This window comes from Streptococcus pseudopneumoniae, assembly GCF_001073085.1.
GTDB lineage: Bacteria > Bacillota > Bacilli > Lactobacillales > Streptococcaceae > Streptococcus > Streptococcus pseudopneumoniae_M.
The window spans coordinates 1-26,335 of the sequence record NZ_JVFV01000012.1; the positions used below are offsets into that span (position 1 = coordinate 1).

Genomic DNA, 26,335 nt, shown 5'->3' on the forward strand with positions numbered 1-26,335 from the left:
GCAAATAATCTCTTGAGCATTCAGCTGGAAGAACAATTGGCTGAAAATCAAAGACTTCAAACACGAGTGGACGAGCTGGAAGCTCTGCTTGATGAACAAACTAAACCAGCAGAAAAAGGAGAATAGACATGGCAATCAATGGTTATAATTTATCAACAAGACCGTACTTAAGAATTTCTGGGTCCAATGTTGAGACGGTGGTAGAAATTCAACTATCAGAAGGCAACCGCTACAGCACTAACTCACGATCATTCCCCGGAGACCGTACAAATGAATCAGAAGATGTCTTGATTCAAGCAGTGCTGGATGTTCTCAAGTCTGAATTGGACCCAAGCTCTGCGATTGTGCAGGCGCAGAATAAGCTTGAACAAGCTGAGCAGAAGATTGCGCAAAACGAGAGTGAACAGAACAAGCTTGCAGCTCTTATTAAGAAGACTGAAGAGAATTCGAAGGTGAATCAGAAGGTCATTCATGTTCTTGTCTTGAACTCTGTCATGAGCAAGAATATTGAGTACGGCACGACTTATAAAAAATTAGTTGAGTTGATTCCACTAGCTGAAGTTGGTAAGACCTACTTACCACACGACCTGATTACCATTGAAGATCCTGAGCACGTTGAAGTAAATGGTGAAGGCAAGCGCATCTTGGTTCAGCTTAATAAGGAATTTACCTACAACGGTGAGCCTGTCAGCGCATTTGTGACAAATGGCTCCCTGGAGCAAAACGGAACTGGTGTTGCTTGGAAATTTGAAGGGAAAGAGTAGAGGTGTGTATGCAAGATTTAGTATTACAAGATTTATTCGAGCACCTTAAAAATCTATCGTATAGTCCGTACATTCATTTCTTTTTTTGGTTAATGGTTTTGGATATCATCACTGGCTATATCAAAGCATTTAAAACAAAGCGATTTGATAGCAAAATTGGCACAATGGGATTGATTCGTCATTTCATTGTGTTCGCTGTTATCTTACTTGTCGCGATGTACTCTCGTTCTCTTGGCGTACGTAGCTTCGGTATAGCGTGGACAATGTTCTTCTCGTTCAATTATCTATTCTCAGTAATCGAGAATTGGGAGATGATTGGGTTAGCATTTCCAGAGTTTTTGAAACCATACATCAACCAAATTAAGAAAGATAATGCTAGAAAACTTGGTCAATTACTAGTTAATGTTGACCAGAAAGATAAAATCGAAATCGAAGTTAAGGAGAAAGACGATGCAACAAATTAACGAAATCATCATCAATGCAGCAATTAGCATTCTTGTCATTTTGACTGGTATTGCAGTCAAAACTGTTAAAGAATACCTCGTTCAAAAAGGAGGAGAAAAGACAATCAAGATTGTTGAAATCCTTGCTAAAAATGCAGTCAATGCAGTTGAGCAGGTATCTGCTGAAACTGGCTACAAGGGCGAGGAGAAGCTGGAGCAAGCACGAACTAAAATCCGTTCAGAACTCAACAAGTACAATATCAGCATGACTGACCGCGACCTTGATACATTCGTTGAGTCAGCAGTGAAGCAGATGAATGATGCGTGGAGAGGGGAATAGTAATGGATATTGATACAAGTAGGTACAGAGAAGGGCTTCCTCAGATTGGTTATGCCCCTTATCGTCAAATTCACGCTCATTCTACTGGAAATAAAAACTCAACTGCCCAAAATGAAGCAGACTACCATATGCGCCGACCTGTCAAATCTGGCTTCTTCTCACATGTTGTCGGCAATGGGCGAGTGATGCAGGTAGGACCAGTAAATAATGGTGCCTACGATGTGGGCGGTGGCTGGAATTATGAAACGTATGCAGCAGTCGAACTGATCGAAAGTCATTCTACCAAAGAAGAGTTTATGGAAGATTACCGTCTGTACATCGAATTGTTACGAAATCTAGCAGATGAAGCAGGTCTTCCTAAAACGTTGGATTCGGACGCATTGGAAGGTATTAAGTCGCATGAATACTGTACCAACAATCAACCTAACAATTATAGTGACCACGTTGATCCATATCCTTATTTAGCAAGCTGGGGCATCAGTCGTAGTCAGTTCAAGCATGATATTGAAAACGGTCTTGATGTAGAAGCAGGTTGGAAACAAAATACAACAGGCTACTGGTACGTTCGAGAAGATGGCTCTTATCCGAAAGAACGATTTGAAAAAATCAACGGTACGTGGTATTACTTTGACGGTTCTGGTTATATGCTCTCGGATAAGTGGAAGAAGCATTCAGACGGCAAATGGTACTATTTAGACCCTTCAGGAGCCATGGCCACTGGCTGGAAGAAAATCGATGGTAAATGGTATTACTTCGATACAGAAGGAGCCATGAAGACTGGCTGGGTTAAATATAAGGGCGTATGGTACTATCTCGATGCCAAAGATGGGGACATGGTGTCCAATGCTTTCGTCCAATCAGCAGACGGCAAAGGTTGGTATTACCTTAAATCAGACGGAACAATGGCAGATAAGCCAGAGTTTACTGTTGAGCCTAACGGGCTCGTTACTACAAAATAAATTTAAAAACAGAAAGAATAAAAAATTATTACACTAACCGCAGGCAGTAGCTTGCGGTTTTTTTGTTTGGCCTGAAAAGGTTGGATTTAAAATCCAAGCTATTTCTCTGAAAGTAGAAAAAACAGTGATTTTTCACTGCTTTTTTATTTTTTCTACGAATATATAAGTAGGAGGAATAAAAATGAAGATTTTAAATATTGAACTAGCAAATGTAGAACAGACAGATTCAGGCTTTGAGCATTGGGTTGATGTGACTTATAGTGTACCGATTTTGAAAAACAAATACACGGTCAGATTGTTGCTGCTCTTTGATTTTGAAATTGAAGATGACAAAGTGATTGAATATCTGGTCACTGATTGGAAGTACCGTGAGCTAGTCCTGCATTCTGTGAGGATGTATGAGATGGAAAAGAGCAAGAGTTTTAGTATCCTTGATTGAAATGCTAGTTGTATTGCTCATCATTAGCGTCCTACTCTTACTGTTTGTGCCAAACCTAACTAAGCAAAAGGATGCAGTGAATGATAAGGGGAAAGCAGCAGTCGTCAAGGTGGTAGAAAGCCAAGCTGAACTCTATACTCTAGATAAAAATGAGGATGCTAGTCTAAGTAAACTAGAGGCAGATGGACGCATCACTGCTGAGCAAGCAAAAGCCTATAAGGAATACCATGCAAAACAAAAGACAAGTCAAACAGTTGCGGATTAGGGCTTTTACCATGCTAGAAAGTTTATTAGTCTTAGGAATAGCTAGTATGTTAGCCTTGGGCTTGTCAAGTTCAGTTCAATCAACTTTTGCAGCTGTGGAAGAACAGATTTTCTTTATGGAGTTTGAGGAACTTTATCGAGAAACCCAGAAGCGAAGTCTGGCTAGTCAGCAGAAGATCAACTTGATTTTGGAAGAGAGAAGTATTGGAAATGGCTATCAGAAATTAGCCATTCCAAAAGGAATTCAATTGCAGTCTAATCAATCAATTTCCTTTGACAAGGCTGGAGGAAATTCGTCTCTTGCAAGTGTGAGATTTCAAACAAGGAAAGAAGTAGTTCGCTACCAACTATATCTAGGAAATGGAAAGATTAAACGTATTCAAGAAGCAAAAAATTAAGGCGGTTATTTTACTGGAGGCAGTGATTTCACTAGCTATTTTTGCCAGTATTGCAACCCTCTTGCTGGGGCAGATTCAAGAAAGTAGACGACAGGAAGCAAGACTCTTAGAACAGGAAGAAGTTTTGCGAGTGGCTCGTATGGCTTTGCAGACTGGACAAAAGCAGTTGACGGTCAATGGGCTTACAGTTCATGTTGTATCGAATGAGCGAGGTTTGGAGGTGTATCATGGAACTGAAAAATTACTGGCGATTCAAGATAAGTAGAGTCAGAGCTTTTACACTTTTAGAATCCCTGGTTGCTCTTATTGTGATTAGTGGGAGTTTGCTCCTCTTTCAAGCTATGAGCCAACTATTGGTTTCAGAAGTTCGCTACCAGCAGAAAAGTGAGCAAAAAGAATGGCTCTTATTTGTGGATCAGCTGGAAGCAGAGCTGAATCGAGCCCAATTTGAAAAAGTAGAGAATGATAGACTTTACCTCAAACAGGATGGGAACCCCATTTCCATGGGGAAATCAAAGTCAAATGATTTTCGAAAAACAGATGCCAGTGGACGTGGCTACCAGCCGATGGTTTACGGTCTGAAATCAGCTCATATTTACCAAAACGGGCAAAATGTCCATTTTAATTTTCAGTTTGAAAAGGGACTAGAGAGGGAGTTCATCTATCGTGTGGAAAAAGAAAAAAGTTAGAGCTGGAGTTCTCCTTTACGCGATTACTATTGCTGGAATTTTTAGTCTCTTGTTACAGTTTTATCTGAATCGACAAGTGGCTCATCATCAGGATTATGCACTGAATAAAGAAAAACTTCTTGCATTTGCAATGGCTAAGAGGACCTATGAAAAAGCTAGTTCTGAGAGTGGTCAGCAGTCATTTGATGCAGGAAAGGCAACTTATCGTAATGACCAAAAAGGATTTACAGCGATTGTTGACACCGGAAAAAAACAGTTTGATTTTCACTTTTCTCCTTTGAAAAAGACTGACGACAAGACGAAGAAAACAGAAAAAAAGTCAAAAGAAGAAAGCGAGAAGAAAAAAGAAGAACAGGTAAAAAATGAGACCACCGAGACATCTGAAGTTGCATCATCTAAGAATGACAAGACATAGATTATCAGATTTGTAGAATCTAGTTTAAGTGGTGATGTTGGACTCAGTGGGTTAGGACGAGGTTTTTGTCTGAAATCATGCTATAATAGATACATATGGAGGACGGAATATGTCAAGTGTAAAATTGTATCTAGTACGTCATGGGAAAACAATGTTTAATACAATCGGTCGTGCTCAAGGTTGGAGTGATACTCCCCTAACAGCTGAGGGAGAACGAGGTATTCATGAATTGGGGATTGGTTTGCGGGAATCAGGTTTAACCTTTGAACGTGCTTATTCAAGCGATTCTGGGCGGACCATTCAGACAATGGGAATTATCCTTGAAGAACTTGGTTTGACTGGGCAAATTCCTTATCGCATGGATAAGCGAATTCGTGAATGGTGCTTTGGTAGTTTTGATGGTGCTTATGATGGAGACCTTTTTATGGGTATCATCCCTCGAATCTTTAATGTAGATCATGTGCATCGTTTGTCCTATGCAGAGTTAGCTGAAGGTTTGGTAGAAGTGGACACAGCAGGTTGGGCTGAAGGTTGGGAAAAACTAAGTGGTCGTATCTGGGAAGGTTTTGAAGCCATTGCCAAGGAAATGGAAGCTAATGGGGGAGGGAATGCTCTCGTAGTCAGCCATGGAATGACTATTGGAACCATTGTTTATTTAATCAACGGCATGCATCCGCATGGCCTTGATAATGGAAGTGTAACGATTCTCGAGTACCAAGATGGTCAGTTCTCGGTCAAAATTGTTGGCGACCGTAGCTACCGTGAAATTGGACGAGTTAAGCTAGACGAGCAAGCTAGTTCAGAACAATAAAATTCAGCACTAAATTTAGAAGAATTTTTAAAGGATTGATAGAATGCTAATGTCGTGCTTGCACAAGCTTCTGAGAGCTGAGTGCTTTGACAATAGCATTCTTTTTTGTTAGAATAGCATCAACATGAAAGCATAAGAAGGGACTGACAGAGTTGTCGTTCCCTTTTGTCTATCTTAGAAGGGGGAAATATGCTGTTTCAGAAAATAAAAGCCTATAAATGGCAGGCTCTAGCTTCCTTAATTATGACAGGTCTAATGGTAACGAGTTCACTCTTGCAACCACGTTATTTGCAGAAAGTTTTAGAGGCACTGCTAACAGGTGATAATGAAGCTATTTATCATATTGGTTTTTGGTTAATCCTTGTTGCCTTGATTGGTTTGATTGCAGGTGGCATCAATGTTGTGTTAGCCGCCTACATTGCTCAAGGAGTCTCGTCAGACTTACGGGAAGATGCCTTTCGTAAGATTCAAACTTTTTCATACGCCAATATTGAGGAATTTAACGCAGGGAACCTTGTTGTTCGTATGACCAATGACATCAACCAGATTCAAAACGTAGTCATGATGACCTTCCAAATTCTCTTTCGACTACCACTTTTGTTTATCGGTTCCTTTATTCTAGCAGTTGTCACCCTACCTTCTCTATGGTGGGTGCTAGTTCTCATGGTCGTTCTGATTGTTGTCATAATGGGTTTTATGATGGGAGTGGTGGGACCACGCTTTGCAAAATTCCAGACCTTATTGGAGCGTATCAATGCCATTGCTAAAGAAAATTTGCGTGGTGTGCGCGTGGTTAAGTCTTTTGTCCGAGAAAAAGATCAGTTTGATAAATTTACGCAGGTGTCAGATGAATTATTGGGAGAAAACCTTTATATCGGTTATGCCTTTTCTGTTATGCAACCTGCAATGATGTTGATTTCTTACGGGGCTGTTTTTCTCTCAATCTGGCTTGTAGCAGGTATGGCAGAGTCAGATCCATCAGTCGTTGGTTCCATTGCTTCCTTCGTGAATTATCTGAGTCAGATTATCTTTACTATCGTTATGGTCGGATTTTTGGGGAATTCAGTTACTCGTGCCATGATTTCCCTTCGTCGTATTCGTGAAATCCTGGATACAGAACCGGCTATGACTTTCAAGGATGTGGAAGATGAAGAATTGGAAGGAAGTCTCAGTTTTGAAAATGTAACCTTCACCTATCCAAATGATGAAGAACCTATCCTAAAAGATGTATCTTTCGATATTGCAGCTGGTGAGATGGTTGGGGTTGTCGGAGCAACTGGTGCAGGTAAATCAACCTTGGCTCAGTTGATTCCACGACTGTTTGATCCTCAGCAAGGTTCGATCAAAATTGGTGGAAAGGACATTCGTACAGTTAGTGAAGGGACACTTCGCAAGACAGTCTCTATCGTTCTACAAAGAGCCATTCTCTTTAGTGGAACCATCGCAGATAATCTCAGACAAGGAAAGGGAGATGCGACAGTTTCAGAAATGGAACGCGCAGCTCGTATCGCCCAGGCAAGTGAATTTATTAGTCGTATGGACTTGGCCTTTGAAAGTCCGGTTGAGGAACGTGGGACTAACTTTTCCGGTGGACAAAAACAGAGAATGTCTATTGCGCGTGGGATTGTCAGCAATCCTAAGATATTGATTTTCGATGATTCAACCTCCGCCCTTGATGCCAAATCAGAACGTTTGGTCCAAGAAGCCCTCAACAAGGATTTGAAGGGAACGACTACGATTATCATCGCACAAAAGATTAGCTCTGTTGTTCATGCTGATAAAATTTTAGTGCTTGATCAAGGTCGCTTGATTGGTCAAGGTAAGAATGCTGACTTGGTTGCAACAAACCCAGTTTATCGAGAAATTTACGAAACGCAAAAAGGAAAGGAGGAGTAGGATGAAAACATTTCGATTTTTTTGGAACTATTTTAAAGTTTATAAGATATCCTTTGTCGTTGTTATCACTATGATTATCATTGCAACGGTAGCACAAGCCCTCTTTCCAGTTTTTGCAGGTCAAACAGTAACGGAACTAGCTAATTTGGTTATAGCCTATCAAAATGGAAATTCAGATATGGTTTGGCAAAGTCTATACGGACTCCTTATAAATCTTGCCTATGTTTTGATTGCGCTCGTGATATCGAGTCTCATCTATATGGTCTTGATGAGCCGTATTATTGCCGAATCGACAAATGAGATGCGTAAGGGCCTTTTTGGCAAGCTTTCTCGCCTGACAGTTTCCTTCTTTGATCGTCATCAAGATGGGGATATTCTGTCTCGCTTTACCAGTGATTTGGATAATATTCTCCAAGCTTTTAACGAAAGTCTAGTGTCTGTTATGACCAACATTGCTCTTTATATTGGTTTGTTGATTGTCATGTTCGCAAAAAATGTGACCTTGGCTTTGATTACGATTGCTAGCACTCCGATAGCTGTCATCATGTTGATTGTCATTTTAAAATTGGCAAGAAAATACACCAACCTCCAACAAAAGGAAGTTGGGAAGCTCAATGCTTATATGGATGAGAGTATTTCGGGTCAGAAAGCCGTTATTGTTCAAGGCATTCAAGAAGATGTAATCGCTGGTTTTGTCGAGCAAAACGAGCGTGTTCGAAAAGCCACTTTCAAGGGAAGAATGTTCTCAGGAATTCTTTTCCCTGTTATGAACGGAATGAGTTTGGTCAATACAGCAGTCGTTATTTTTGTAGGTTCAGCTGTATTACTGAATGATAAGAACATCGAGACAGCAACAGCACTTGGTTTGATTGTCATGTTTACTCAGTTTTCGCAACAGTATTACCAACCCATTATCCAATTGGCAGCGAGCTGGGGAAGTTTGCAACTGGCCTTTACAGGTGCAGAACGTATCCAAGAAATGTTTGATGCAGAAGAAGAAATTCGTCCTCAAGATGCTCCAGTCGTTAACGAATTAAAAGAAGGTGTGGAGATTCGTAACGTGGACTTCTCCTACCTGCCAGGAAAACCCATTTTGAAAGATGTTAGCATTTCAGCTCAAAAAGGGAAAATGATTGCGGTTGTTGGTCCAACAGGGTCAGGAAAAACGACCATCATGAACTTAATCAATCGTTTTTATGATGTGGATGCAGGTAGTATCAGCTTTGATGGCAGAGATATCCGAGAATTTGATTTGGATAGTTTGCGAAGCAAGGTGGGAATTGTTCTACAGGATTCTGTTTTGTTTAGCGGAACTATTCGTGACAATATTCGCTTTGGTGTCCCTGATGCTAGTCAAGAGATGGTAGAAGCAGCTGCTAAGGCTACACACATCCATGAATATATCGAAAGTCTACCAGATAAGTACGATACTCTGATTAATGATGACCAGAGCGTCTTCTCAACCGGTCAGAAGCAGTTGATTTCCATCGCTCGAACCTTAATGACGGATCCCCAGGTCTTAATCTTGGATGAGGCAACATCAAACGTTGATACTGTAACAGAGAGCAAGATTCAAAATGCTATGGAGGCAATTGTGGCAGGAAGAACGAGCTTTGTGATTGCCCATCGCTTGAAAACTATTCTCAATGCCGATCAGATTATTGTCCTTAAGGATGGTGAGGTTATCGAACAAGGAAATCATCACGAATTACTCAAGCTTGGAGGCTTTTACTCCGAACTGTACCATAATCAATTTGTCTTTGAATAAGCAAAAAAGTTGTCCTAATTTTGGGCAACTTTTTCTGATAAAAAAATTTTATCACGGACTTAAAAAATACATATTAGACAGGAGTGGGTAAGGGTGATAAGATAAGATTATCAATGGAGAACGAAAGGAAGTCAGTAATGGTAAGAACAGTTGTTGGAGTAGCGGCAAACCTATGTCCTGTAGACGCAGAAGGAAAAAACATCCACTCATCTGTATCCTGTAAATTTGCTGAAAGTATTCGTCAGGTTGGCGGACTTCCTTTGGTCATTCCGGTTGGTGATGAGACACTTGTCCATGACTATGTAGAAATGATTGATAAGCTCATCTTGACTGGGGGACAAAATGTTCATCCTCAGTTTTATGGTGAGGAAAAAACAATTGATAGCGACGACTATAACCTAGCTCGCGACGAGTTTGAGCTAGCTCTTCTACAAGAAGCCTTGCGTCAGAACAAACCAATCTTAGCCATTTGCCGTGGCGTTCAGCTTGTCAACGTTGCTTTTGGTGGGACACTCAATCAGGATATTGAAGGTCATTGGCAAGGTCTACCTTTTGGGACTTCACATTCTATTGAGACAGTGGATGGCAGTGTAGTGTCTAAATTATTTGGTAAAGAAAGTCAGGTTAACTCAGTACATCGTCAGAGTATTAAAGACTTGGCACCCAATTTCCGCGTGACGGCTGTGGATCCACGTGATCAAACTGTTGAAGCAATCGAATCTATTGATGAGCACCGTATTATTGGTCTCCAGTGGCATCCAGAATTCTTGGTCAATGAAGAAGATGGCAACTTAGAATTATTTGAGTATTTATTGAATGAATTATAACGACTGGAAACCTAGTCGTTTTTTTGTCTTATTTCGTTCAAATTTTAATATTGTAACATTTTTTACGCAAATGTTTAAATTATGATAAAATTTGGAAAAATTCAGTATAAAAACTTGAAAAAATCTAAGGTAAGGGTTATGATAGAAGAGAAGAAATTTTGGAGGAATACTATGTCACATATTAAATTTGATTATTCAAAAGTATTAGATAAATTTGTAGCACCACATGAACTAGATTATATGCAGCCTCAAGTGACTGCTGCAGATTCTGCTCTGCGAAATGGTACAGGTCCTGGGGCAGAAATGACTGGCTGGTTGAACTTGCCTGAAGAATATGACAAAGATGAATTTGCTCGTATTCAAAAGGCTGCTGCTAAAATCCAATCTGATAGTGAGGTATTGATCGTAATCGGTATTGGTGGTTCCTATTTAGGAGCTCGTGCAGCTATTGATTTCTTGAATAATTCTTTTGTAAATCTACAAAGCAAGGAAGAACGCAAGGCACCTCAAATCCTCTATGCTGGAAATTCTATTTCTTCAAGCTATTTGGCTGATTTGGTAGACTATGTATCAGACAAAGATTTCTCTGTCAACGTTATTTCTAAGTCAGGAACGACTACAGAGCCTGCTATTGCTTTCCGTGTCTTCAAAGAACTCTTGGTTAAGAAGTATGGTCAGGAAGAAGCAAATAAACGGATTTATGCAACTACAGACCGCGCTAAAGGTGCAGTTAAGGTTGAAGCAGATGCTAATGGCTGGGATACTTTTGTAGTGCCTGATAGTGTAGGTGGTCGTTTTACAGTATTGACAGCAGTGGGACTCTTGCCAATCGCAGCTGCAGGGGCTGATATCAGCAAGTTAATGGAAGGAGCAAATGCTGCTCGCAAGGCTTATGCTTCTGATAAGTTGGCTGAAAATGAAGCATATCAATATGCAGTTGTACGCAATATCTTGTACCGTAAAGGTTATCTGACAGAAGTTCTAGCTAACTATGAACCATCTCTACAATACTTCTCTGAGTGGTGGAAGCAACTGGCTGGTGAGTCAGAAGGGAAAGACCAAAAAGGGATTTACCCAACTTCAGCCAACTTCTCAACAGACTTGCACTCTCTGGGACAATTTATCCAGGAAGGTACCCGTATCCTCTTTGAAACAGTTGTACGTGTAGATAAACCTCGCAAAAATGTGCTGATTCCTGAATTGGCAGAAGACTTGGACGGTCTTGGCTACTTGCAAGGAAAAGATGTTGACTTTGTCAATAAAAAAGCTACAGATGGAGTGCTGTTAGCACACACTGATGGTGGAGTTCCAAATATGTTTGTGACACTGCCTGAGCAAGATGAGTTCACTTTGGGCTACACTATTTACTTCTTTGAGTTGGCTATTGCTCTTTCTGGCTACCTGAATGGTATCAATCCATTTGACCAGCCTGGAGTTGAGGCTTATAAGAAAAACATGTTTGCCCTTCTTGGAAAACCAGGCTTTGAAGAGCTGGGTGCTGAGCTGAATGCACGCCTTTGATTCTTATATGCCTTGAGTTCATTTAGAGTATAAAAAGAGATCCACAAGTTCATTTCTTGTGGATTTTTTAGTACAAGCCTCATAATTAGTTTATTATTTTTTTGAACAGTATAAAAAAGAGTGTCTTAATTCTTTTATGAAAGCGCTGTATAATTGCCTTGTAAATAAAATTTGAGAGGTATCAAAATGAATGATTGGTTAAACATAAAAGGCAAAACAGTTCTTGTGACTGGCGCGTCATCTGGGATCGGTAAGGCAATCGTTGAAGAATTGCTGGAATTAGGTGTCAATGTAGCGAATTTCGATCTTAGCGACAACGATTTGCGTCATCCAAATCTATTATTTGTAAAAGTTGATGTAACTTCTCGCTCTGAAGTAGAAGAGGGTGTTGCCAAAATAGTTGAAAGATTTGGCAATATTGATGCAGTGGTCAATAATGCAGGGATTAATATCCCTAGATTATTAATCGATGCAGAAAATCCTAAAGGTCCTTACGAATTGGACGATGAGACGTTCGAAAAAGTAACGATGATTAATCAAAAAGGTTTGTATCTGGTTAGTCAGGCAGTGGGACGTATTTTAGTGAAAAATGGAAAAGGTGTAATTGTGAACATGGCTTCAGAAGCAGGCTTGGAAGGTTCTGAAGGACAAAGTGCCTATGCTGCCACAAAAGCAGCAGTCTATAGTTACACTCGTTCATGGGCAAAAGAGCTGGGTAAGCATGGTGTACGTGTGGTTGGAATTGCTCCAGGAATTATGGAAGCTACGGGACTTCGAACTCTTTCTTATGAGGAAGCTCTTGCTTATACCCGTGGAAAGACGGTAGAAGATATTCGAGCTGGTTATGCTTCAACTTCAACAACTCCTTTGGGACGAAGTGGTAAACTACGGGAAGTAGCTGACCTTGTAGCATTCTATATTTCAGACCGTTCTAGCTATATAACTGGAGTCACTACAAATATTGCCGGGGGGAAAACTCGCGGTTAAAAAAATGAAGGTGAGGAAGAGAGTTGACCATAGTAAATCGATGGTATAACATTTTAGAAAAAATGGTCTCACAGCCAACTTATTCCTTGGTAGATATGCGCTCAGAGCTGGATATTAGTATGCAAACCTTGCAAAAGAGTATCCAACAATTAAATGATGTTTTGGCTCCGAGTATCCAGATTATCTCACAAGATGATAAGTTAATGTTAGAGGTGTATGACTATACTGAGTTGGAAAGGATTTTATCTGGTAGTTTAAAACGGGAGAGTGACTTCAATTCTTCCAGTAAAAGAATTGCCTATTTACTAAAACGTTTAATTAAGTCAACCTCCCCTCTTCTTATTGACGACTTGGCTGAGGAGGCAGGTGTTAGTAGAAGTACCCTTAATAAGGATTTAAAACAAGTAAAATCTTTGGCAGAGAGTTACTCTATCACTATTTCAGGAAAGCCCAACCGTGGGCTGGAGGTCTTGGGGTCCGAGCTGAATTTGCGCTTGCTCTATATTCACCAAGTGGCCCCTTACTTTGAAGGAAAGACACTCACCGAGGCAACATCTTCTTTTCTGGAGACGCTACTCCAGGAGTATAAAATCCCGAAAGAAACAAAGGAACTCCTTCGAAAGACAATTTCAATTATGGTGGAGCGTATTTATGCATCTAGGGTGTTGAGTTGCCCTATTCCTTACTATAGGAATGATTTAACAGAGACACCTTTGGTTGAAAAATTAATCTATCATATTGAGATGACTTATAAGATTTCCCTCAGTCAGTTTGAAATAGACTTTTTGTGTTTTCCGTTTAATATCCGTTTTATTGACACTTTAAGCAAGCCGTCTTATCAATCTGAACAGCTTGCAAACATTTTTCAAGGGATTGTCAAGAAAGTCAAAGAAACAATGTTGGTTAACTTTGATGATGAAGAATTATTTGAAGAAATCAAGTCTCATCTAGGCCCCTTAATCAATCGACTGATTTTCCATGTGCAAGCTAATGATATATTCCATGGCGAGGTTCAAACTCAATATCCTTTTGCTTTTGAAATGGCGAAAATTGCTGGAGAAGAACTGTCTGCAATTTTTGGTTCTGAATTGGAATTATCTGAAATCGGATATCTGGCTTTGTATTTTGAAATGATTTTAAGAAAGCAAAACTCTGTTGTAAATGGTTCTCGCAAGCAGATAGCAGTAGTTTGCACAACAGGAAGAGGAACTGCTGCGATGATTATTCAGCAACTCAGACGAATCCTTGGAAATGATGTAGACATTACTCAGTATTCTGAAGAGGATTTTAATCTGGATTTGAATCAGGACTATTTCGCGATTTTTACGACAGTTCCTCTAAAATATAAAGATTCTAAATCTCCAGTCATTCAAGTTAATCATCTTTTTGATGATCAATGGCTGCGGGAAGAATGGCAGAGGGCCAATGCTTTTCATCAAAAAAATCTAGAAACAGTCAGCTTACGTTTTCTTCGGTTGAGTCCCCAAAAAACCTATCAGCAATACTTGCTAAATATGGTTGCAGAGTTAGAGAAACTTCAGATGATTGATGAAGGTTTTAGAAATCGGATAATTGATAGGGAGAAAAAACAATCAACCATTTTTGGTGGAGGAATTGCCTTCCCCCATACAATTAACCAGGGTTATGCAAAGACTATTTTAATGTTTGGAAAGCTAGAAGAGCCTTATCAAAAAGGAGATGATTGGATTGAATTTATCTTTCTAGTCGCCATTCCCTCAGAAATTGAAAGCAAAATGGAGAGTGAATTGCTGGAATTGTATGACGACATTTTTCGAATTGCAGGAGAGCCTTCTCTAAAAGAAGCTTTGAGGGCTGTAGAAACAGAGACAGAGTTTCTATCATTTTCTAAGAGCAAAGGAGTATTTTAATGAATTCGCTAATAATTTTCGCTGTATTTGTCATGGCAGCTTATATATTTCAAATGTTCCTCGGCTGGCAGCAACTCAAAGACTTCAATAAGACCTATACGATGCTCCGAAGACTGGGGCGCGTAGCGATTGGCAGGAAGTCCGGAAGAATCAAATCCGGTACGATTGTCATGTTCGCGGTTGATGAAAACGGTCGGGTTCTTAAAGCTAGCAAAATGCAAGGAGTCACAATCTTAGCACGTTTTCAAAATATGGACGATTATGTTGGAGAAGACATCCATTATTTTGACAAGTATAATCCTCTTGTGAGAAAAGAAAATAAGTTGATGCAATCAGCCATAGAAGATGCTAGAAAAGTCTATCTTTGGCATGAGGCAGGTATTGAGAAAGAGACAAGTTCATCTGATTCTTTTCTGGGATTCGGCTTTTATGCGAATTACTTACAATTATCTATTAAACAGTTATTTAAAAAAAATAAGAAAGGGAGTTCCTTATGAATCACATTACAAATTTTGCAGAGAGTTTTATGAAACTCTTCCAATTAGGTGGAGAAACCTTTATTAGCTGGATGACAAATATTGTACCTCTTGTCTTGATGCTATTGATTGCAATGAATACCCTTATCGCTTTCTTGGGAGAAGAGAAGGTCAATTCCTTGGCTAAGATTTCTGCCAAAAATCCTGTTAGCCGGTATATGATTTTACCTTTCATTTCAGCTTTTATGCTGGGAAATCCGATGGCAATCAGTATGGGACGTTTCTTACCAGAATATTATAAACCTAGTTTTGTAGCAGCTCAGATGCAGTTTTGCCATACTTCAAATGGTGTATTTCCACATATCAATCCTGGGGAATTATTTGTATGGATGGGAATTGCGACAGGAATTCAAACTTTAGGTTTAAGTCAAATGGACTTAGCCATTCGTTACATGCTTGTTGGGCTTGTCATGAACTTTGTAGGTGGTTGGGTAACCGATTTTACAACTGCTTATGTAGCAAAACAGCAAGGTGTTACCTTGAGTAAAACATTTGATTTATAGAAAGAGTGAAATTATGTCATATAAGAGTATAAAAGTTGTTAAAGGAAATGGCGGTTTCGGAGGACCTTTGGTCATTACACCTAGTGAAGCTAAGCATAAATTCATCTATATTACTGGCGGCGGAGAAAAGCCAGATATTGTAGATAAAATTGCTGATTTGACCGGTATGGAAGCTGTTAATGGGTTTAAAACTTCTATCCCAGATGAGGAAATTGCTTTAGCAATCGTGGATTGTGGCGGTACTCTTCGCTGTGGTATTTATCCTAAAAAGGGAATCCCTACAATAAATATTGTCGCTACAGGGAAAAGTGGGCCTCTAGCTCAATATATAACCGAGGAAATCTATGTGTCAGCAGTTGGCCTTAATCAAATTTCTGCTGCTAATGAAGACGAAAAAGCGACAACTGTGGTAACTGAAAAGCCAACTTACGATACTAGTAAAAAAATTACAGAGCAAAAAGCTGAAACAAGTATTGTAGCACGAATTGGGATGGGGGCTGGTAAGGTCGTTGCAACTTTCAACCAGGCTGCTCGTGAAGCCATCCAAACAATGCTCAATACAATAATTCCTTTCATGGCCTTTGTTTCCTTGCTGATTGGGGTTATTCAAGGATCTGGTGTTGGAAATTGGCTGGCAAAATTAATGGTTCCCCTAGCGGGGAACATCTGGGGACTCGTTTTAATTGGCTTTATCTGTTCCTTACCATTCCTATCTCCTTTGTTAGGTCCCGGAGCTGTTATTAGTCAGATTATTGGAACTTTAATTGGAGTCGAAATCGGAAAAGGGACTATTCCGCCCCAAATGGCTCTGCCAGCTTTATTTGCTATCAACACTCAAAACGGTTGTGATTTCATTCCTGTAGCACTCGGCCTATCTGAAGCCAAGGCTGAAACAGTTGAGGTTGGTGTCCCTTCGGTACTTTATTCACGCTTTCTCAATGGTGTTCCGCGAGTGCTAGTTGCTTGGATAGCTAGTATTGGTCTTTATCAGTAGACCTTTGATAGATGCCTGAAAACAGAGAACTATTATGTTAAACTTATCTATAAGCCTAAGTTTATGACAAATTAGAGAAAGTATGAATAGAAATCAGATGAAGAAAATTTTTGAAACTAAAGTAATTCAAGTAGGGTCTGAAGCTCAGAATATGATTCAAGATGCCAATATGCTCATTTTATTTGGAGAAGAAGCACCAGAAGATTTATCAGAGTATTGTTTTAAGATTGATAACAAAAATCTGCTAGGTTCAATACTAGAAGGTGGCAAGCTGGTGGTAGATAATCAGGAATATTCGATTAGTTCCGTAGGAAATGTAGTAGAAAAAAATTTAACTGGACTGGGACATATCACGATTTCTTTTGATGGTTCAAAAGAGGGGAGCCTTCCTGGTACACTCCATGTTGTAGCAGAGCAAGCGGTAGTAATTGAGAAAGGTTCTACTATTCAGATTTTTGAAACTGCTTGACCATAATAAAATTTCAAATCAAGCAACTTAGAAAAATAAAAGTCTAAAAAATTGATTCAGAGCCTGGACAAAAAGTCCAGGCTTCTCGGTCTAAATTAGAAAAAATAGATGACGCAGTGGTTGATTGGCAAGTCAATCAAACTAGCCAGTCAGTGTAAGGGAATTTCCAGCAGATGCATCCACAAGGGGTGCTTGAACAGAAGGGAAAGACCAAAAAGGTATCTACCCAACTTCAGCTAACTTCTCAACAGACTTGCACTCATTGGGTCAATTTATCCAAGAAGGAACTCGTATCATGTTTGAAACAGTTGTCCGCGTTGACAAACCTCGTAAGAACGTGATCATCCCTACTTTGGAAGAAGATCTTGATGGACTTGGTTACCTTCAAGGAAAAGACGTTGACTTTGTAAACAAAAAAGCTACTGATGGTGTTCTTCTTGCCCACACAGATGGTGACGTGCCAAACATGTACGTGACTCTTCCTGAGCAAGATGCCTTCACTCTTGGTTACACGATCTACTTCTTCGAATTGGCAATTGCCCTTTCAGGTTACTTGAATGCCATCAACCCATTTGACCAACCAGGTGTTGAAGCCTACAAACGTAACATGTTTGCCCTTCTTGGTAAACCAGGATTTGAAGAATTGAGCAAAGAACTCAACGCTCGTCTATAATAGAATAAAAAAGAGTGGTTTTCCACTCTTTTTACTTTTTCTCGAAAAGAGAAATTGGACTCTGGCAAGACTTGTGATATAATATAGAGAGCAAAAAGGCAGACGCCTAGAGACTTTATAGGAGAAGATATGTCAAAAGATATTCGTGTGCGTTATGCACCAAGTCCAACAGGACTATTACACATCGGTAATGCCCGTACAGCATTGTTTAACTATTTGTATGCACGCCACCATGGTGGAACTTTTATTATCCGTATCGAAGATACTGACCGCAAACGTCATGTCGAAGACGGAGAACGTTCACAGCTTGAAAACCTTCGTTGGTTAGGCATGGACTGGGATGAAAGTCCAGAAACTCATGAAAACTACCGCCAGTCTGAGCGTTTGGACTTGTATCAAAAATATATCGACCAACTCTTAGCTGAAGGAAAAGCCTACAAATCTTACGTTACAGAAGAAGAGTTGGGAGCAGAACGTGAACGCCAAGAAGCAGCAGGTGAAACACCTCGCTACATCAACGAATACCTTGGTATGAGCGAAGAAGAAAAAGCAGCTTATATCGCAGAACGTGAAGCGGCAGGCATCATCCCAACGGTTCGTTTGGCTGTCAATGAGTCTGGTATTTACAAGTGGCATGACATGGTCAAAGGTGATATCGAATTTGAAGGTGGCAATATCGGTGGGGACTGGGTTATCCAAAAGAAAGATGGTTACCCAACTTACAATTTTGCCGTTGTCATTGATGACCACGACATGCAAATTTCTCACGTTATCCGTGGAGATGACCACATTGCCAATACACCAAAACAGCTCATGGTCTATGAAGCGCTTGGATGGGAAGCACCTGAGTTTGGTCACATGACCTTGATTATCAACTCTGAAACTGGTAAGAAGTTATCTAAACGTGATACTAACACCCTTCAATTTATCGAAGATTACCGCAAGAAAGGCTACCTTCCAGAAGCAGTCTTTAACTTCATCGCCCTTCTTGGCTGGAACCCTGGCGGGGAAGACGAAATCTTCTCTCGTCAAGAACTCATCAAGCTCTTTGATGAAAACCGTCTCAGCAAGTCTCCAGCAGCCTTCGATCAGAAGAAAATGGACTGGATGAGCAATGAGTACATTAAGAATGCGGATCTTGAGACTATCTTTGAAATGGCCAAACCATTCCTCGAAGCAGCGGGACGTTTGACAGACAAGGCTGAGAAATTGGTGGAGCTCTACAAACCACAAATGAAGTCAGTGGACGAAATTGTTCCATTGACAGACCTTTTCTTCTCAGACTTCCCAGAATTGACCGAAGCTGAGCGAGAAGTCATGGCTGGTGAAACCGTTCCGACTGTACTTGAGGCTTTCAAAGCGAAACTCGAAGCCATGTCAGACGATGAGTTTGTGGTAGAAAATATCTTCCCACAAATTAAAGCAGTTCAAAAGGAAACTGGTATCAAGGGGAAAAATCTCTTCATGCCAATCCGTATCGCTGTTTCAGGTGAGATGCATGGGCCAGAATTACCAGAAACCATCTACTTGCTTGGTCGCGAAAAATCAATCCAACATATCGAAAAAATGTTGGCAGAGATTGCAAAATAAGCTAAGTTCCGACTACTTTTGGCTATAGTAATTGTAGGACTTAGTTCAGAGAGAATCACAAGGTTCTCTCTTTTTTATTGTCAAAGTAGAATCATATTCAATTAAATGTTTAGGTGGCGCTTTAAAAAGAGTTATTTTTATATGTACTTATTTGAAAATGCAAAAGTTTTAGTGTATAATACTAAGTGACAGGGCAGGGAAAGAAGTCAGTGATATGGTAAAATTCTTTACAAACAGACTCGAATTAGCCCAGACATCGTCTATGTTGTTTGTTGAGTCGACTTATTTTTTCTTTGCGCTTTGCTGGACACAGGAAGAAATTCATGAGTTCATGCAACTATCATCCATAACGATGCCTTCGTTTTCGATTCGAAGTTTATGTGCGAGACTTTAGATTTAGATGTATATCTTGCTAGAGGTGCATATTTTTCTCTTTCTTCTCCCAAAAATAGAAAGAAATCGACCTTGCTCTGTTTACCTTGCGTTAAGCAAGGTTTTTTTGTGGAATAGTACTGGGCGATTTACGATTTTTCTATCAAGTGGTATAATATTAACTATTCTGATGAATTGAGGAAATCAAATGAAAGAATTTAACAAATCAATCAAATTAGAGCATGTGGCTTACGACATCCGTGGTCCAGTCCTTGAGGAAGCCATGCGTATGCGAGCAAATGGGGAAAAAATCCTTCGCTTGAATACAGGAAACCCAGCTGAGTTTGGCTTTACAGCACCAGATGAGGTCATCCATGATTTGATTATGAATGCGCGTGATAGTGAAGGTTATTCGGACTCAAAAGGTATCTTTTCAGCCCGTAAAGCAATTATGCAATATTGCCAATTGAAAAAATTCCCTAATGTAGGCATCGATGATATCTACCTTGGAAATGGTGTGAGTGAGTTGATTGTCATGTCCATGCAAGGTCTCTTGGACAATGGCGATGAAGTCTTGGTTCCAATGCCTGACTATCCTCTCTGGACAGCTGCAGTTAGCTTGGCTGGAGGAAATGCCGTTCACTACGTCTGTGATGAAGAAGCTGAATGGTATCCAGACCTAGATGACATTAAGTCTAAGATTAGTTCAAATACTAAGGCTATCGTTTTAATCAATCCAAATAATCCAACGGGAGCCCTCTATCCTAAAGAACTCTTACTAGATATCATTGAGATTGCTCGTCAAAATGACTTGATTATCTTTGCGGATGAAATTTACGACCGTATGGTTATGGACGGCAATGTCCACACACCAGTAGCAAGTCTAGCACCAGACCTTTTCTGTGTCAGCATGAATGGTCTGTCTAAATCTCACCGTATCGCTGGTTTCCGTGTAGGTTGGATGGTCTTGTCTGGGCCTAAACATCATGTAAAGGGCTATATTGAAGGTCTCAACATGCTTTCAAACATGCGCCTTTGTTCCAACGTCTTGGCTCAACAGGTTGTTCAAACTTCACTCGGTGGTCACCAATCGGTGGACGAATTACTCTTGCCGGGTGGTCGTATCTATGAACAAAGAAACTTTATTTATAATGCCATTCAAGATATTCCAGGTTTGTCCGCGGTTAAACCTAAAGCGGGTCTTTATATCTTCCCTAAAATTGACCGCAATATGTACCGTATCGATGATGATGAGCAGTTTGTCCTTGATTTCTTGAAGCAAGAAAAGGTGCTTTTGGTTCATGGACGAGGATTTAACTGGAGAGAACCAGATCACTTCCGTATCGTTTATCTGCCACGTGTAGATGAGTTAGCCCAAATCCAAGAAAAGATGACCCGTTTCTTGAAACAGTATCGTAGATAAGGCTTTCATAGCAAAAAAGCTGGAAACATTTGTCAGAGCTATTGACAAATGCAAAAGAATCAGATAGAATAGTAAAGTATGTTTAGTAACTGATCACTTTATAGCCGGCTAAACGAATACAAAATCTATGAGGAGGTATTCATCGTGAAACGTACTTATCAACCAAGTAAACTACGTCGTGCGCGTAAACACGGATTCCGTAACCGTATGTCAACTAAAAACGGTCGTCGCGTCTTGGCAGCTCGTCGTCGTAAAGGACGCAAAGTTTTGGCTGCATAATCCAAACGAATTCAACAAAGAAGTCAGTAGGAACTCGAGTCTACTGGCTTTTCTGTTTATCTAAAAGAGAGAAACTTCTATGGCAATTGATGTAATCTGAAAACTGTAGAAGATGCATTGGAAAGACGATCAATAGAAAAAGCTCAAAATCAGGAGGTGATTTCTCTGATTTTGAGCTTTTCTTTATTCTTTCAAATGATAAGAGTAGCTGGCAACGACGACATCTTCGTGCCATCTGAGAGCATATTTTAATTTGAGACTCATTTGATTGTGGAGGATATTTTGCCAAGGTTTGTTAGGGATAAATTGGGGTACTAGAACTGTGACTGTGTAGTTCTTTTTCTTGGCTTCTTGAGAGATTTTTCGAACATATCGAACTGTAGGTGTGATGATATCGCGATAGCTGGTAGTAATGTTTTTTAAAGTGATATTTGGAAAGTAGCCAGCAAATTCTTGGAGGATTTCTTGGTCTTTTTCTTCGGTTTCCTTGGTGGAAATGTGCATGGCCAAAACTTCATCTCCAATACTTTGAGCATAGTTAATAGCTCCGACGCTTACTCGAGTAACATTTCCCACTAAGACAAGGACGACATTGCCATCGTAGGTTTTCTTTTGAATTCCTTCATAGAGTCGAAGCTGTTTAGCTACCTTTTGGTAATGACTGTGGATGGACAAAAAGAGGAAGGTTAGGACCAGGATGATTGGGAAGAAGGGCCAAATATCTCCAAGTCTAAAGAAGAGTAGGATAAGAACGATAGCATAACAAATGATAGCGCCAAGGATATTTGCGAAGGCAGATTTTAAGAAATGAGAGCCTTTTTCTTTTTTCCAGTGGCGAATCATTCCTGTTTGAGAAAGGGCAAAAGGAACAAAAACTCCGATAGTATAAAGAGGAATTAAGCGTTCCGTATTTCCGTTAAAAATGAGCAGAAGGATCATAGCACCGAAGGCCAAGGTCAAAATACCGTTTGAATAACCAAGGCGGTCTCCCTTTTCCATAAAGAGATGGGGCATGTACTTGTTCTTGGCCATATTGTAAGCTAACATCGGAAAGGCAGAAAAACCAGTATTTGCAGCAACGGCTAGGATTAGGGCTGTTGAGAATTGGAAGAGATAATAAACAATCTGACCGAGAGCTGAATTTCCTAGAATTCCTTTCGCCATTTGTGAAAGGATTGTTTCTCCGTGTTGAGGAGTAATTCCCATCCAGTAGTTTAAGAAGGTAATCCCTGCAAATAGAAATCCAAGGATCAGAGACATGATGGTTAGTGTCTGGGCAGCGTTCTTCTCTTTGGGAGTTTTGAAAAACGGAACAGCGTTTGAGATAGCTTCAACTCCAGTTAGTGAAGCCGAACCGCTGGTGAAGGCTCTTAAAATGAGAATAATTGAGAGACTTGGGACGGTTTGACCAATTGCAGAAGTTGCATGATAGCTGAGAGAACCTGTCAATAGTTGGAAGATACCAAACAATAAGAGGAAGACGGTACTAAAGATAAAGAGATAGACAGGGATCATCAGAGAACTGGCAGATTCCTTCAAGCCTCGCAGATTCAAAAGCATGAGCAAACATACTAGAAAAATGGAGATGTGGAGGTTGTAAGGGTGGAGAGCAGGGAGGGCAGCTGTGATCGCATCAGCACCTGCAGCTACGGATACGGCAACTGTTAGCATGTAGTCAACAAGCAGACTTCCCCCAGCAATCAAACCTAGCTCAGGGGAGAGGTTTTCTCGAGTAACCATATAGGCACCCCCACCTTGAGGGTAGGCGTGAATGATTTGCCGATAAGATATCGTCAGGCTAGCTAATAGTAAGAGGACAAAAATGCCGATAGGAAGACTCCACCAAATAGCGAGGGGAGAAAGACTAGCCAAGACAAGAACGACCTGCTCAGGTCCATAAGCGATAGAAGATAGAGCATCGCTTGAGAGCATTGCGAGTGCTTGTGTTTTTCCAAGAAGTCCTCCTTCACCTTCTGTTAAGGATTTAAGGGGACGACCGATAAAAGTATATTTTAGTTTTGTAAACATTCTCTTTCCTTTTCTAAAAAATTCAACAAGAGTTATTATACTGCTATGAAAAAAGGCCGTCAAGGGAAAATGATTGATTTCAAAATATTTTTTCCTATAAGAATGAGACTAGTTTTTTGGTATAATAGAAGGTAGAAAAAACGAGGGAATATAAATGATTTTTGATACGCATACCCACTTGAATGTGGAAGAATTTTCAGGAAGAGAAGCAGAAGAAATAGCCTTAGCAGCTGAAATGGGTGTGACTCGGATGAATATTGTTGGTTTTGACAAACCAACCATTGAACGTGCCTTGGAATTGGTGGAAGAATATGACCAACTTTATGCGACGATTGGTTGGCATCCAACGGAAGCAGGAACCTATACAACGGAAGTTGAGAATTACTTGCTAGAAAAACTAAAACATCCAAAAGTTGTTGCCTTGGGGGAGATTGGTTTGGACTATCACTGGATGACGGCACCTAAAGAAGTGCAGGAGCAAGTTTTCCGTCGTCAGATTCAGCTGTCTAAGGAACTGGACTTACCTTTTGTGGTTCACACACGTGATGCGCTCGAAGATACCTATGAAATTATTAAGAGTGAGGGAGTTGGTCCGCGTGGCGGCATCATGCATTCCTTCTCAGGTTCTTTGGATTGGGCTGAGAAGTTTGTGGAGCTTGGCATGACCATTTCCTTTTCTGGGGTCGTTACCTTCAAGAAGGCGACAGATATTCAGGAAGCAGCCAAAGAGTTACCTTTGGATAAGATTTTGGTAGAAACGGATGCGCCTTATTTAGCCCCAGTACCCAAGCGTGGTCGTGAAAACAAGACAGCTTACACGCGCTATGTAGTAGACTTTATTGCGGACTTGCGTGGCATGACGACAGAAGAATTGGCAACAGTGACAAGTGCCAATGCAGAACGAATCTTTGGATTGGAAAGTAAATCATGAAAGAGAAAATATCACAAGTCATCGTAGTCGAAGGGCGTGACGACACAGCCAATCTAAAATGCTACTTTGACGTGGAGACCTATGAGACTCGTGGATCAGCTATCAATGAGCGGGATCTTGAGCGTATCCAACGTCTACATGAACGTCATGGGGTGATTGTCTTTACAGATCCTGACTTTAATGGGGAACGCATCCGTCGGATGATTATGACCGCCATCCCAACAGTTCAACACGCTTTTCTCAAACGTGATGAAGCTGTTCCCAAGTCCAAGACCAAGGGACGTTCCCTAGGAATCGAACATGCCAGTTATGAAGACTTGAAAACAGCACTGGCTCAAGTAACAGAGCAATTTGAAGTAGAAAGTGACTTTGATATTAGCCGTAGTGACTTGATTCGCCTTGGTTTTCTAGCTGGAGCAGACAGCCGAAAACGCAGAGAATATCTAGGAGAGAATCTTCGTATCGGTTATTCCAATGGTAAACAACTTCTCAAGCGTTTAGAATTATTTGGAATCAGTCTAGCTGAAGTTGAAGATGCCATGAAATCGTATGAGAATTGAGAAACCGTCCCAAAATGTAGGGGGAATATGATACAATAGAAGTAATCATATACGGTTTAATCAGGCTTGATAGCAAGCATTAGAAAAGTGCTCCACGGGATTAGCCTTGTGTGGAGTTAATGAGGAAAAGTTATGGGAATCTTTGATTTTTTAAAAAAGACGGAAACTGCAGAGGCAACTGAAATAACTGAAGCACAGAATGAAAGAGAAGAATCTAAAAACAATGCATGTATTGGAGTTTTAGATTTGTTCCCAATGAAGGAAACGAACCAATTATTGATCGTTGGGAGTTTAGAAGGGACTCTCAAGGTTGGAGATCAGTTGCAGTTTTGCAATCCCGACCAAGGAATGGAAAGTCTTGGTACTGTAGAGGTTAAAAAACTTAGCAGTCAAAACAAAGATGCCGATAGTCTTACTGATGAAGTTCTCGCGCATCTAGTGGTTGATAGGCTTCCTTCTTTGGATAAATTGAAAAAAGGAAGTGTGCTCTTTAGTTCAGGTGTTGAGGAAGAACAAAAATTATCGAGCTACTCAGATGCTCTTTATCGTGCTTTTGTAGCCATCCAAGAGGGTCAGTTAACAAATGAAGACTATTTGGCAGCTAGCCTTGATGACAGCGTAGAGATTTTGCGTCTCTTTTTATGGAAATGCCGTCAAAATCAGGATACTGAAAGTGAAGAAAGCTATCAAGCCAACACTCGTAAGTTGGAAGGTCTAGCGGAAATCGTTAAAGACAAGCTCTTAGAAGCAGATGCAGTATATGCAGTTTATTCAGAAAAAACAGGCGAACCCTATCTTTTCTCAACGACATATGACAGAGGAGAAGAGGGCTATCTGTGTACAGATCCCATGATCATGCTTTTGACGCCATCTTGGTATCGCCAATTCAAGGAAACCATTGACAGCCGACCAAACTCAGTCGTAAAACTGATTGAAAATACGGAAGATAAAAAAGGGATTGAGAATTTCCTTGGGACAGCCTTTTACTTAAATGGTGCCCTAGGGGCAATCTTTAATTCCAAGGAAGTTAGTATCAGTGCCTCAGCCTTGGTTCAAAAACCAGATTATTCTAATTTGCCAGAAATACAAGTGCCTGTCATGAATCCTGACCTGGTAAGATGGATGCTCTTGATGGGGCAGATGGACCAACCGACTACAGAAGAGCAAGAACTAGTTTATGGACTTTACTACAAGTTCTTCTCTATGGCTATGCCTAAAGCAAAATTCTTGCTTCCATTAGATGCAGCATCAGGATTCCCAGAGGATAATTCAGAAGGAAATTCCTTTGTTTTGGAAAAAGATGCAAACTTTAATATTCCAACCAGAGAAGGAAAAGATGGACGAAATTCAATTCCAGTATTTACTGATTGGAAACGTCTGCGAATGGTCTTTGATGAAAAGTGGAATGGCATGATTGAAGAAGCAGGAGGCATGATTGAAGTTTTTGATTATGCCATTAATCCAACGGAATACTATGAAGCGGGTGCTTATGTTAGTCTAACAGCTTTTAAAGACATGCAAAAGCTTAGTGAGGAACTAGAAGACAGAGCTAACGGTTAAACAAAGA

Annotated in this window: 28 protein-coding genes and 1 pseudogene; 28 read left to right on the forward strand and 1 reads right to left on the reverse strand. The window is 40.3% G+C overall.

The genetic code is table 11. The features are described 5' to 3' along the window. The first annotated feature begins 128 nt into the window (after window positions 1-128). The 25 genes and pseudogenes from ADH90_RS01815 to rpmH all read left to right on the forward strand — a co-directional run bounded on the left by ADH90_RS01815 (window position 129) and on the right by rpmH (window position 21,249). The gene (locus ADH90_RS01815; RefSeq protein ID WP_049529711.1) at window positions 129-764 is read left to right on the forward strand and encodes a hypothetical protein; all 636 of its coding nucleotides are present in this window, start codon (window positions 129-131) and stop codon (window positions 762-764) included. Between the two features lie 8 nt (window positions 765-772). Further along, window positions 773-1,228 (forward strand): phage holin family protein, encoded by a 456-nt coding sequence (locus ADH90_RS01820; protein WP_049529712.1) that lies wholly within the window; start codon window positions 773-775, stop codon window positions 1,226-1,228. After that, window positions 1,215-1,547 (forward strand): phage holin, encoded by a 333-nt coding sequence (locus ADH90_RS01825; RefSeq protein WP_049529713.1) that lies wholly within the window; start codon window positions 1,215-1,217, stop codon window positions 1,545-1,547. The genes ADH90_RS01820 and ADH90_RS01825 overlap by 14 nt, the downstream gene beginning before the upstream one ends. A gap of 2 nt (window positions 1,548-1,549) precedes the next feature. Beyond that, the gene (locus tag ADH90_RS01830; RefSeq protein WP_049529714.1) at window positions 1,550-2,506 is read left to right on the forward strand and encodes a peptidoglycan recognition protein family protein; all 957 of its coding nucleotides are present in this window, start codon (window positions 1,550-1,552) and stop codon (window positions 2,504-2,506) included. Between the two features lie 181 nt (window positions 2,507-2,687). Continuing rightward, a complete protein-coding gene (locus ADH90_RS01835; protein WP_049529715.1) occupies window positions 2,688-2,945 on the forward strand; it encodes a DUF7720 family protein in 258 nt (85 codons plus the stop codon). Further along, window positions 2,905-3,210 (forward strand): competence type IV pilus major pilin ComGC, encoded by a 306-nt coding sequence (comGC, locus tag ADH90_RS01840; RefSeq protein ID WP_049529716.1) that lies wholly within the window; start codon window positions 2,905-2,907, stop codon window positions 3,208-3,210. The genes ADH90_RS01835 and comGC overlap by 41 nt, the downstream gene beginning before the upstream one ends. Beyond that, on the forward strand, window positions 3,173-3,607 hold the full coding sequence (gene comGD, locus ADH90_RS01845) for a competence type IV pilus minor pilin ComGD (protein ID WP_049529717.1): 435 nt from the start codon (window positions 3,173-3,175) through the stop codon (window positions 3,605-3,607). The genes comGC and comGD overlap by 38 nt, the downstream gene beginning before the upstream one ends. Then, window positions 3,570-3,872 (forward strand): competence type IV pilus minor pilin ComGE, encoded by a 303-nt coding sequence (gene comGE, locus ADH90_RS01850; protein WP_049529718.1) that lies wholly within the window; start codon window positions 3,570-3,572, stop codon window positions 3,870-3,872. The genes comGD and comGE overlap by 38 nt, the downstream gene beginning before the upstream one ends. Then, window positions 3,835-4,296 carry a competence type IV pilus minor pilin ComGF gene (gene comGF / locus ADH90_RS01855; protein ID WP_049529719.1) on the forward strand — a complete coding sequence of 154 codons (462 nt, stop codon included), beginning with the start codon at window positions 3,835-3,837 and terminating at the stop codon, window positions 4,294-4,296. Before comGE ends, comGF begins: the two co-directional genes overlap by 38 nt. After that, window positions 4,274-4,711 carry a competence type IV pilus minor pilin ComGG gene (comGG, locus tag ADH90_RS01860; RefSeq protein ID WP_049529720.1) on the forward strand — a complete coding sequence of 146 codons (438 nt, stop codon included), beginning with the start codon at window positions 4,274-4,276 and terminating at the stop codon, window positions 4,709-4,711. Before comGF ends, comGG begins: the two co-directional genes overlap by 23 nt. A gap of 109 nt (window positions 4,712-4,820) precedes the next feature. Beyond that, the gene (locus ADH90_RS01865) at window positions 4,821-5,522 is read left to right on the forward strand and encodes a histidine phosphatase family protein (RefSeq protein ID WP_049529721.1); all 702 of its coding nucleotides are present in this window, start codon (window positions 4,821-4,823) and stop codon (window positions 5,520-5,522) included. 189 nt (window positions 5,523-5,711) lie between these two features. Beyond that, a complete protein-coding gene (locus tag ADH90_RS01870) occupies window positions 5,712-7,418 on the forward strand; it encodes an ABC transporter ATP-binding protein (RefSeq protein ID WP_049529722.1) in 1,707 nt (568 codons plus the stop codon). 1 nt (window position 7,419) lies between these two features. After that, entirely contained in the window at window positions 7,420-9,186 is a 1,767-nt protein-coding gene (locus ADH90_RS01875) for an ABC transporter ATP-binding protein (RefSeq protein WP_049529723.1), read from the forward strand. 137 nt (window positions 9,187-9,323) lie between these two features. Then, on the forward strand, window positions 9,324-10,013 hold the full coding sequence (locus ADH90_RS01880) for a gamma-glutamyl-gamma-aminobutyrate hydrolase family protein (protein ID WP_049529724.1): 690 nt from the start codon (window positions 9,324-9,326) through the stop codon (window positions 10,011-10,013). Window positions 10,014-10,184: 171 nt separating this feature from the next. Further along, window positions 10,185-11,534: a glucose-6-phosphate isomerase gene (locus ADH90_RS01885; protein WP_008808173.1), complete on the forward strand. Its 1,350-nt coding sequence runs from the start codon at window positions 10,185-10,187 to the stop codon at window positions 11,532-11,534. A 186-nt stretch (window positions 11,535-11,720) separates the two neighbouring features. Then, window positions 11,721-12,521 (forward strand): SDR family oxidoreductase, encoded by an 801-nt coding sequence (locus tag ADH90_RS01890; RefSeq protein WP_001000837.1) that lies wholly within the window; start codon window positions 11,721-11,723, stop codon window positions 12,519-12,521. Window positions 12,522-12,583: 62 nt separating this feature from the next. Next, entirely contained in the window at window positions 12,584-14,410 is a 1,827-nt protein-coding gene (locus ADH90_RS01895; RefSeq protein WP_080981318.1) for a BglG family transcription antiterminator, read from the forward strand. Next, on the forward strand, window positions 14,410-14,907 hold the full coding sequence (locus ADH90_RS01900) for a transcriptional regulator GutM (RefSeq protein WP_001086645.1): 498 nt from the start codon (window positions 14,410-14,412) through the stop codon (window positions 14,905-14,907). The genes ADH90_RS01895 and ADH90_RS01900 overlap by 1 nt, the downstream gene beginning before the upstream one ends. After that, complete coding sequence (gene srlA / locus ADH90_RS01905; RefSeq protein ID WP_001015684.1) at window positions 14,904-15,449, forward strand: PTS glucitol/sorbitol transporter subunit IIC; 546 nt, start codon at window positions 14,904-14,906, stop codon at window positions 15,447-15,449. The genes ADH90_RS01900 and srlA overlap by 4 nt, the downstream gene beginning before the upstream one ends. A 13-nt stretch (window positions 15,450-15,462) precedes the next feature. Beyond that, window positions 15,463-16,443, forward strand: a complete 981-nt coding sequence (gene srlE, locus ADH90_RS01910; RefSeq protein ID WP_000120696.1) for a PTS glucitol/sorbitol transporter subunit IIB — start codon at window positions 15,463-15,465, stop codon at window positions 16,441-16,443. Window positions 16,444-16,540: 97 nt separating this feature from the next. Beyond that, entirely contained in the window at window positions 16,541-16,912 is a 372-nt protein-coding gene (locus ADH90_RS01915) for a PTS glucitol/sorbitol transporter subunit IIA (protein WP_049478985.1), read from the forward strand. A 196-nt stretch (window positions 16,913-17,108) separates the two neighbouring features. Continuing rightward, window positions 17,109-17,585, forward strand: a pseudogene (pgi, locus tag ADH90_RS01920) (glucose-6-phosphate isomerase); the annotation flags it as partial. Window positions 17,586-17,714: 129 nt separating this feature from the next. Continuing rightward, window positions 17,715-19,175 carry a glutamate--tRNA ligase gene (gltX, locus tag ADH90_RS01925; RefSeq protein WP_049529725.1) on the forward strand — a complete coding sequence of 487 codons (1,461 nt, stop codon included), beginning with the start codon at window positions 17,715-17,717 and terminating at the stop codon, window positions 19,173-19,175. Between the two features lie 580 nt (window positions 19,176-19,755). Next, entirely contained in the window at window positions 19,756-20,970 is a 1,215-nt protein-coding gene (locus tag ADH90_RS01930; RefSeq protein WP_049529726.1) for a pyridoxal phosphate-dependent aminotransferase, read from the forward strand. A gap of 144 nt (window positions 20,971-21,114) precedes the next feature. Further along, window positions 21,115-21,249: a 50S ribosomal protein L34 gene (rpmH, locus tag ADH90_RS01935; RefSeq protein ID WP_000831905.1), complete on the forward strand. Its 135-nt coding sequence runs from the start codon at window positions 21,115-21,117 to the stop codon at window positions 21,247-21,249. A gap of 183 nt (window positions 21,250-21,432) precedes the next feature. Here rpmH and ADH90_RS01940 read toward each other — a convergent pair whose 3' ends face one another. Next, window positions 21,433-23,277 (reverse strand): APC family permease, encoded by a 1,845-nt coding sequence (locus ADH90_RS01940; RefSeq protein ID WP_049529727.1) that lies wholly within the window; start codon window positions 23,275-23,277, stop codon window positions 21,433-21,435. Between the two features lie 154 nt (window positions 23,278-23,431). On the opposite strand from ADH90_RS01940, the gene ADH90_RS01945 reads away from it, so the two are divergent. The 3 genes from ADH90_RS01945 (at window position 23,432) to ADH90_RS01955 (ending at window position 26,328) form a co-directional block, all read left to right on the forward strand. Further along, the gene (locus tag ADH90_RS01945; protein ID WP_049529728.1) at window positions 23,432-24,208 is read left to right on the forward strand and encodes a TatD family hydrolase; all 777 of its coding nucleotides are present in this window, start codon (window positions 23,432-23,434) and stop codon (window positions 24,206-24,208) included. Beyond that, window positions 24,205-24,768 carry a ribonuclease M5 gene (gene rnmV, locus ADH90_RS01950; protein WP_049529729.1) on the forward strand — a complete coding sequence of 188 codons (564 nt, stop codon included), beginning with the start codon at window positions 24,205-24,207 and terminating at the stop codon, window positions 24,766-24,768. The genes ADH90_RS01945 and rnmV overlap by 4 nt, the downstream gene beginning before the upstream one ends. Window positions 24,769-24,900: 132 nt before the next feature. After that, a complete protein-coding gene (locus tag ADH90_RS01955) occupies window positions 24,901-26,328 on the forward strand; it encodes an SseB family protein (protein ID WP_049529730.1) in 1,428 nt (475 codons plus the stop codon). Window positions 26,329-26,335 lie beyond the last annotated feature (7 nt).

Coding starts and splice junctions, on each gene's coding strand:
- ADH90_RS01895 (WP_080981318.1), top strand. CDS start 12,584: ATGGTCTCACAGCCAACTTATTCCTTGGTAGATATGCGCTCAGAGCTG.
- ADH90_RS01820 (WP_049529712.1), top strand. CDS start 773: ATGCAAGATTTAGTATTACAAGATTTATTCGAGCACCTTAAAAATCTA.
- ADH90_RS01870 (WP_049529722.1), top strand. CDS start 5,712: ATGCTGTTTCAGAAAATAAAAGCCTATAAATGGCAGGCTCTAGCTTCC.
- rnmV (WP_049529729.1), top strand. CDS start 24,205: ATGAAAGAGAAAATATCACAAGTCATCGTAGTCGAAGGGCGTGACGAC.
- ADH90_RS01875 (WP_049529723.1), top strand. CDS start 7,420: ATGAAAACATTTCGATTTTTTTGGAACTATTTTAAAGTTTATAAGATA.
- comGE (WP_049529718.1), top strand. CDS start 3,570: ATGGAAAGATTAAACGTATTCAAGAAGCAAAAAATTAAGGCGGTTATT.
- comGD (WP_049529717.1), top strand. CDS start 3,173: ATGCAAAACAAAAGACAAGTCAAACAGTTGCGGATTAGGGCTTTTACC.
- ADH90_RS01915 (WP_049478985.1), top strand. CDS start 16,541: ATGAAGAAAATTTTTGAAACTAAAGTAATTCAAGTAGGGTCTGAAGCT.
- comGC (WP_049529716.1), top strand. CDS start 2,905: ATGAGATGGAAAAGAGCAAGAGTTTTAGTATCCTTGATTGAAATGCTA.
- srlA (WP_001015684.1), top strand. CDS start 14,904: ATGAATCACATTACAAATTTTGCAGAGAGTTTTATGAAACTCTTCCAA.
- srlE (WP_000120696.1), top strand. CDS start 15,463: ATGTCATATAAGAGTATAAAAGTTGTTAAAGGAAATGGCGGTTTCGGA.
- ADH90_RS01865 (WP_049529721.1), top strand. CDS start 4,821: ATGTCAAGTGTAAAATTGTATCTAGTACGTCATGGGAAAACAATGTTT.
- ADH90_RS01890 (WP_001000837.1), top strand. CDS start 11,721: ATGAATGATTGGTTAAACATAAAAGGCAAAACAGTTCTTGTGACTGGC.
- ADH90_RS01835 (WP_049529715.1), top strand. CDS start 2,688: ATGAAGATTTTAAATATTGAACTAGCAAATGTAGAACAGACAGATTCA.
- ADH90_RS01830 (WP_049529714.1), top strand. CDS start 1,550: ATGGATATTGATACAAGTAGGTACAGAGAAGGGCTTCCTCAGATTGGT.
- ADH90_RS01940 (WP_049529727.1), bottom strand. CDS start 23,277: ATGTTTACAAAACTAAAATATACTTTTATCGGTCGTCCCCTTAAATCC.
- ADH90_RS01815 (WP_049529711.1), top strand. CDS start 129: ATGGCAATCAATGGTTATAATTTATCAACAAGACCGTACTTAAGAATT.
- comGF (WP_049529719.1), top strand. CDS start 3,835: ATGGAACTGAAAAATTACTGGCGATTCAAGATAAGTAGAGTCAGAGCT.
- ADH90_RS01885 (WP_008808173.1), top strand. CDS start 10,185: ATGTCACATATTAAATTTGATTATTCAAAAGTATTAGATAAATTTGTA.
- gltX (WP_049529725.1), top strand. CDS start 17,715: ATGTCAAAAGATATTCGTGTGCGTTATGCACCAAGTCCAACAGGACTA.
- ADH90_RS01955 (WP_049529730.1), top strand. CDS start 24,901: ATGGGAATCTTTGATTTTTTAAAAAAGACGGAAACTGCAGAGGCAACT.
- ADH90_RS01945 (WP_049529728.1), top strand. CDS start 23,432: ATGATTTTTGATACGCATACCCACTTGAATGTGGAAGAATTTTCAGGA.
- ADH90_RS01900 (WP_001086645.1), top strand. CDS start 14,410: ATGAATTCGCTAATAATTTTCGCTGTATTTGTCATGGCAGCTTATATA.
- ADH90_RS01930 (WP_049529726.1), top strand. CDS start 19,756: ATGAAAGAATTTAACAAATCAATCAAATTAGAGCATGTGGCTTACGAC.
- ADH90_RS01825 (WP_049529713.1), top strand. CDS start 1,215: ATGCAACAAATTAACGAAATCATCATCAATGCAGCAATTAGCATTCTT.
- ADH90_RS01880 (WP_049529724.1), top strand. CDS start 9,324: ATGGTAAGAACAGTTGTTGGAGTAGCGGCAAACCTATGTCCTGTAGAC.